At 69.0% G+C, this 6,091-nt stretch carries 5 protein-coding genes; 2 read left to right on the top strand and 3 right to left on the bottom strand.

Translation table 11 applies throughout. From position 1 onward, the window contains the following. On the bottom strand, positions 1–1,177 hold a 1,177-nt coding region (locus tag DSP71_RS00110; protein ID WP_181800618.1), incomplete at its 3' end, for a YhgE/Pip domain-containing protein. Further along, a complete protein-coding gene (locus DSP71_RS00105) occupies positions 1,174–3,978 on the bottom strand; it encodes an MMPL family transporter (protein ID WP_113680063.1) in 2,805 nt (934 codons plus the stop codon). The genes DSP71_RS00105 and DSP71_RS00110, both read right to left, overlap by 4 nt. A 131-nt stretch (positions 3,979–4,109) precedes the next feature. Here DSP71_RS00105 and DSP71_RS00100 point away from each other — a divergent pair, with 131 nt between their 5' ends. After that, positions 4,110–4,733: a TetR/AcrR family transcriptional regulator gene (locus tag DSP71_RS00100; RefSeq protein ID WP_046747323.1), complete on the top strand. Its 624-nt coding sequence runs from the start codon at positions 4,110–4,112 to the stop codon at positions 4,731–4,733. Positions 4,734–4,755: 22 nt separating this feature from the next. Here the strand turns inward: DSP71_RS00100 and DSP71_RS00095 are convergent, their stop codons facing one another. Continuing rightward, complete coding sequence (locus tag DSP71_RS00095) at positions 4,756–5,739, bottom strand: o-succinylbenzoate synthase (RefSeq protein ID WP_113680062.1); 984 nt, start codon at positions 5,737–5,739, stop codon at positions 4,756–4,758. 107 nt (positions 5,740–5,846) lie between these two features. On the opposite strand from DSP71_RS00095, the gene DSP71_RS00090 reads away from it, so the two are divergent. Further along, the coding region (locus DSP71_RS00090; protein WP_258546180.1) for a PadR family transcriptional regulator at positions 5,847–6,091 on the top strand (245 nt) is incomplete at its 3' end.

Below are 6,091 nucleotides of genomic sequence, written 5' to 3'. Positions count from 1 at the left end.
CAGAGGCGGATGCCCCGATACCCTGGTCGGCGAGCTGGGTGAGGCCGGAGGACAGCTGCGTGGCGCCAGCGCCGGCCTGGGACATGCTGGACGCCAGAGTGCTGAAGGTGCCAGGGAGGGCTGCGACACCACCGGCGACTTCGTCGTTTGTGAGGATGCCCGATGCCGTGCCGGCGTCTTTCGCGACAGCTCCGGCGTCGGTTGCAAGCGACGAGTACAGATCGCACTGCGCTTGGTCGGTGACCGGAGGTGTGCATGCCTGCTGAGCCAGGCCGCCCAGACGCTGCGCGAGCGCTACCGAGCTGGTCGCTGCCGATTGCGCCGATGCGGAAGCGCCTTGCACGGCCCCGACCAGCTTCTGAACCCCGCCGACGTTCTGCTGCAGCTCCGCACCACCAGCCGCCAGCCCGGACCCGATCTGTCCCGCACCCGCCGCAGCTTCACGGGTCTTGCCCGCGATCGTGTCGAGCCCCGAGGCGAGTGAGGATGCACCCGTGCTGAGCTCACCCGCGCCGGAGGCGAGTTTCGCCGCACCGTCCGGGATCGCCGCGGCTCCGGTGGCGGCGTCGCGTGCTCCGTTCGCGAGCTTGACGGCACCATCTGCGGCCTCGCCGATCTGGTCGCCGATCGTGGTGAAGCCGACCAGGATGTTCTCGGTCGTCGCCTCGGAGAGCATCGTGCCCATGGTCGAAGCGGCGACGTCGGCGATCTGGCCCGTGATGAGGTCGTCGGCGACGAGTCCGTCCTTCGGGGTCGTCACCTCGATGGTGGCCTTCTCCGCCTTCCCTCCGCCGTCGGAGATCGCGGTCCCGGCCGAGGTGGCGGCGGACGAGAAGTCCTCGGGAATCGTGATGACGGCCTGATAAGAGCCGTCGGCGAGTCCGTCAGCGGCGTCGTCCTTGTTCGAGATCACCCACGTGAGGTTCGAATCGAGGTCGTCCGATCCCTCGACGAGGCCCGAGGCGAGCTGACGTCCGAGCGGGGTCATCTGGCCGTCGATGGTCACGGGCTCGTCGAGATTGACGATCGCCGCGGTCATCGAGTCCAGCCGCTCGGTCGGGTTCTGCAGTGCCGCGACCAGGATGCCGCCGACCGCCGCCGGCAGCAGCAGCACGCCGAGGATGGTCAGCCACGTGATGGGCTTGCGGGAGCGCGCGCGCTCGATGGGGAGGGTCATGCGGTCACCTCGGTGGATTCTGCGGCGCTCGGGCGAGGGGCGCGCGTGTCGAGTGTCTGGGCGTCTGGCCATCCGGCCTCGGCGAGGGTCGTCCGTGCCGAGTCGGCATCGGATGCGGTGGTGAAGACCGCGATCGTCCGGGTCGCTGCAGCATCGCGGAGCATCGCCGTCGCCTGGTCGCGCTGCCCGCCGCTCAGCCGGTCGATCCCGTCGATCCCGACGATGGATGACTTTCCGCGCAGGGCTTCTGCGAGATCGTCGAGCCCTGTGTCGGCATCGTCGATCAGCACGCAACCGACATGTGCGCGCACCCAGGCGGCGCGGCCGGGGAGGAGGTGCCCCGCAACCCTGAGTCGTCCCTCCGTCGGGGTCAGACGTCCCGCGATCGTCAGAGCCAGTGCGCGGCGGCTGCGGTGGTCGCCACCGGTCGCGATGAGGGCACCGCCCTCCGGGATCCGCATCGACAGGTTCTCGATCAGCGGCGCATCCGCGCTGATCTCGAGGTCGTCGGCGGCGACGACCGATCCGTCGCCCGGCCACGCGGCCAAGTGGCGTTCCCGTTCGACGGCCTCGCCTTCGACGTCGATGCGGGGGAGGATCTTCTCCAGCCAGCCCGGGAGCTCCCAGGCGCGCTCGCCCAGGATGGCCATGAGGGCGGGGATCAGCGTCATCCGCACCAGGAAGGCATCGAACGCGATGCCGGCGGCGAGGCCGAGTGCGATGGGCTTGAGCGACGAGTCGCCCTCAGGGACGAAGGCCACGAACACCGCGAACATGATGAGTCCTGCCGCCGTGACGACCTTCGCCGAGCCGGTGAAGCCGCTGCGCACGGCGCGGAGGGCAGCGGCCCTGCGGGTGGCGCGGTCGGGACTCTTCGCGTCCTTATCGTGCACGAAGTCCTCGCGCATGCGGGAGACGAGGAACACCTGGTAGTCCATGGCGAGGCCGAACAGCACGCCCATCAGGATGATCGGCATGAAGCTGATGATCGGTCCCACCTTGGCGACATGCAGCAGATCGGCGAACCAGCCCCACTCGAACACGGCGCCGACCACACCGAAAGCGGCCACGATCGACAACAGATAGCCGATGGCGGCGGTGATCGGCACCCAGAGGGATCGGAACACGATGGTCAGCAGGATGAGCGAGAGGCCGATCACGAAGACGCCGAAGGGCAGCAGCGCGTTGCCGAGCTGGTCGGAGATGTCGATGCCGACGGCCGTGAAGCCGGTGACTTTGAGGTCGATGCCGAACTCGTCGAGCCATTCATCGTGGTGGCTGCGCAGCTCGCGCACGAGGTCGGCGGTCGCAGGGTCGTCGGGCGCGGTCTCCGGCACGATCTGCACGATCCCGGTGTCTGCGGTCTCGTTCGGGGTCGCGAGGGCGACCTCCTTGACGCCGGGGACCTTCGCGACCGCGTCGCCGAGGTCCTCCATCAGCGTCAGCGGATCGGTGGAGGTGACGATCGTGCCCGTCAGGATCATCGGACCGTTGAAGCCGGGGCCGAACTCCTCGCCGACGAGGTCGTAGGTCTGCCGTGCCTCGTTGTCCTTGGGTAGCACGCCGGCGTTCGGCAGAGCGAGGTCGAGGCTGAGCGCGGGGACGGCGACGATCCCGAGGCCGAGCACCACTGCGATCGACACCAGCACGGGGTGCTTCATGACGCCGCCGACCCACCGGGCGCTGCCCTTCACCGGGACGACCGGCTTCGAGGGCACGGAATCGTCCGCCTGACCGGCGGCGGTCTTGTTCGTCTTCGGGGTCCTGACCTTCTTCGGGCGCCCGACGACCCTGCCCTTCATGAAGCCGAGCAGGGCGGGAGTGAGGGTGACGGCGATAGCGACGGCGACGGCCACGGCGGCGGAGGCGGCGATACCCATGGTCGTCAGGAACGGGATGCCGGCGAAGCCGAGGCCGATCAGGGCGATGAGCACGGTGACACCGGCGAACACGACGGCGGATCCGGCGGTGCCGACGGCACGGGAGGCCGACTCCTCCGGGTCGACGCCGTCGCGCACCTGGTCCTGATGTCTCGCCATGATGAACAGTGCGTAGTCGATACCCACCGCGAGCCCGAGCATGAGAGCCAGCAGCGGGGTGGTGGACGATACGGTGGCGAACGCGGTCGCGGTGAAGATGCCGGCCATCGAGATGCCGACACCGAGGATCGCGGTGAGCAGGGGGAGGCCGGCCACGACGAATGAGCGGAACGTGACGATCAGCACCAGCAGGGCGATGAGCAGTCCGACGGCTTCGGTGAGCGTGACGCCGGGGATCGAGATCGCGAACAGATCTCCGCCGAGCGAGGTCTGGGACCCTGTCGGGAGTTCGGCTCCCAGGTCGCTCACGACCGTGCGCAGCGCATCCTTCGTCTCCTCGGAGACGTCAGTGGATTCGCCGTCGAACTGCACGCGCACGATGGCGGCGGTGTCGTCGTCGTTGATCATGCCCTTGACCATCTCGTCGTACGGCGAGGTGGCAGCGAGCACGCCGTCGAGGTCGCCGAGCTCATCGACCGCGCCCTCGATGTCGTCCTGGTACTCGGCGTCCGTGATCTTGTCGCCGTCGGCGGCGACCACGATGAACTGCGCATTGGTGCCGCTCACCTGCGGGAACGAGCGCGAGAGCTGCTCGAGCCCGGCCTGCGACTCGGTGCCGGGGATGGAGAACGTGTTGTCGGTTCCCGCGCCCAGGACGAGCGCTCCGGCGCCGGCGATGCCGAGCGCGAGCAACCAGGACACGAGGACCCGCCACGGGTGCCGGAAGGACCAGCGTCCGAGCGAGGACAGGAGAGTGGACACGCGTTCCTCCGAGGGGTGCGGGGTGGATACACAGGTGTATCCAATACATAGATGTATCGTAAGGTGACCCGCCCGGCCAAGCCTGTGTGCGGGGTGTGAATCATGCGAGAGTGAAGGGCTAGGAGGTTTCGATGTCGACACCCGCAACCCGCAGCCGCGAGAACACGCGCGCTCGCCTGCTGGAAGCCGCGGCGCAGGTCTTCGCCGAGGTCGGGCTCGATGGAGCGTCGGTCGAGGCGGTGTGCGAACGCGCCGGATTCACGCGCGGCGCGTTCTACTCGAACTTCGAGTCCAAGGATGAGCTGTTCCTCATGCTCGCCGCCAGCGTCTCCGAGGTGCGCGTGAACGCCGTGCGCACCCGTGTGGAGGAGTTGACGGCCGCCGGTGCCCTGGTGGAAGGCTGCGATCCGATCGAGCTCGTGCAGCAGATCATGGAGCTCGGCGGCGACGACAGGCTCGGCGTCATGCTGCTCAGCGAGATCCGTATCCGTGCGCTGCGCGACGCGAAGTTCGGCGAGGCGTACCTCGCGCAGGAGCGGGAGATGGTCGCCAGCATCGCCCAGATCGTCGACGACATCGTCGCGGCCGGTCTGCTGCGTCTGCGACTGCCCGCGGTGGTCGCCGCCCGCATGCTCATGATCATCTGGGAGGGCATGACCGTGCGCGGGGCGATGGCCGGACAGGACGATGCCCAGCTCCGGCACTCCGGTGGCGAAGAACTCGGGCGCCTGGTGCAGCTGCTCATCGAGTCGTAGGCCGGGCTTTGGTTCCGCAGATTCAGCGCGTGGTCGTGGACAGCTCGCCGTAGCAGCGGGCGAGCCGGGCGAGCCACCATTCGCGACGCTCGTCGGGCGCCGCGAGCCGGCTGAGCGACTCCGCGTCCGGCGTCACGCGGCCGACGGGGATCGAGCCGTCGACCGGGCGAAGATCTGCCACGTCGTCCAGGAACAGGGAAGCCGTTCCGAGCCCGCAGTCGTAGTCGAGCATCGGGAGCGCGGCGGCGAGGGCGGCACCCTGGGACAGGCCGATGGCCGTGTCCAGCGCGCTCGAGACCACGACGGGAAGGCCGGCGGCGGTGACGATCTGCAGGGCGTGCGTGATCCCGCCGAGGGGCTGCGCCTTGATCACGAGCAGGTCGGCGGCTCCGGCGCGGGCGACCGCGAGGGGGTCGGACGACTTGCGGACGCTCTCGTCGGCGGCGACGGGGATGCCCATGTACTTCACGCGTCTTCGGAGCTCCGCCAGTTCGGGAACCGTCGCGCACGGCTGCTCCACGTACTCGAGGTCGCACTCGCCGAGGGCGTGCACCGCGTGCTCGGCCTCGTCGACGTTCCAGGCGCCGTTCGCGTCGATGCGGATGCGGCCCTCCGGACCCATCGTCTCCCGCACCGCCCGGACGCGCGCGACATCGTCGCCGAGCGTCTGCCCTGGTTCGGCGACCTTCACCTTGGCCGTGCGGCAGCCGGCGAAGCGCGCCAGCAGCTCGGGCACCAGTGACGCCTCGATGGCCGGAACCGTGGCGTTGACGCCGATGCGATCCCGCAGCGCGGTCGGCTGACGATTCCAGGCGAAGTCGATCGCGGCAGCCAGCCAGGTCGCCGCCTCCACGTCGTCGTACTCCACGAACGGGGAGAACTCCGCCCAGCCTTCCGGCCCCTCGAGGAGCAGTGCCTCCCGTGTGTCGACGCCACGGAAGCGGCTGTGCATGGGGAGGGCGACGACCCTGGCCGAGTCGAGCAGGTCTGCGAGCGGCGGGATCATGTGCCCATTCTGCTCCGAGTCGCCCTGCGGGCGTGGCCCGTGGAGGGGTGAGTCTCAGTTCGGTGTGCGGTTGACGATAGTGTGCGACACACAGTAATGTGACGGGCATGAACGAAACCCTCGACATCCACCTGCAGGAACTGCGGCGCGGCACCGTGGTGCTCGCCTGCCTGCAGCTGCTGCGCTCGCCGGGATACGGCTACGCGCTGTTGGAGATGCTCGAGCAGCGCGGTTTCGCCACCGATGCGAACACCCTGTACCCGCTGCTGCGCCGTCTGGAGAAGCAGGAGTACCTCACGAGCGAGTGGAACACCGACGAGGCGCGTCCCCGCAAGTTCTACCGCACCTCGGA

Source organism: Microbacterium sp. H6 (assembly GCF_003314775.1).
Taxonomy (GTDB): Bacteria; Actinomycetota; Actinomycetes; order Actinomycetales; family Microbacteriaceae; genus Microbacterium; species Microbacterium oxydans.
This window is presented reverse-complemented; position numbering and strand designations above follow the sequence as displayed.

Coding starts and splice junctions, on each gene's coding strand:
- DSP71_RS00100 (WP_046747323.1), top strand. CDS start 4,110: ATGTCGACACCCGCAACCCGCAGCCGCGAGAACACGCGCGCTCGCCTG.
- DSP71_RS00095 (WP_113680062.1), bottom strand. CDS start 5,739: ATGATCCCGCCGCTCGCAGACCTGCTCGACTCGGCCAGGGTCGTCGCC.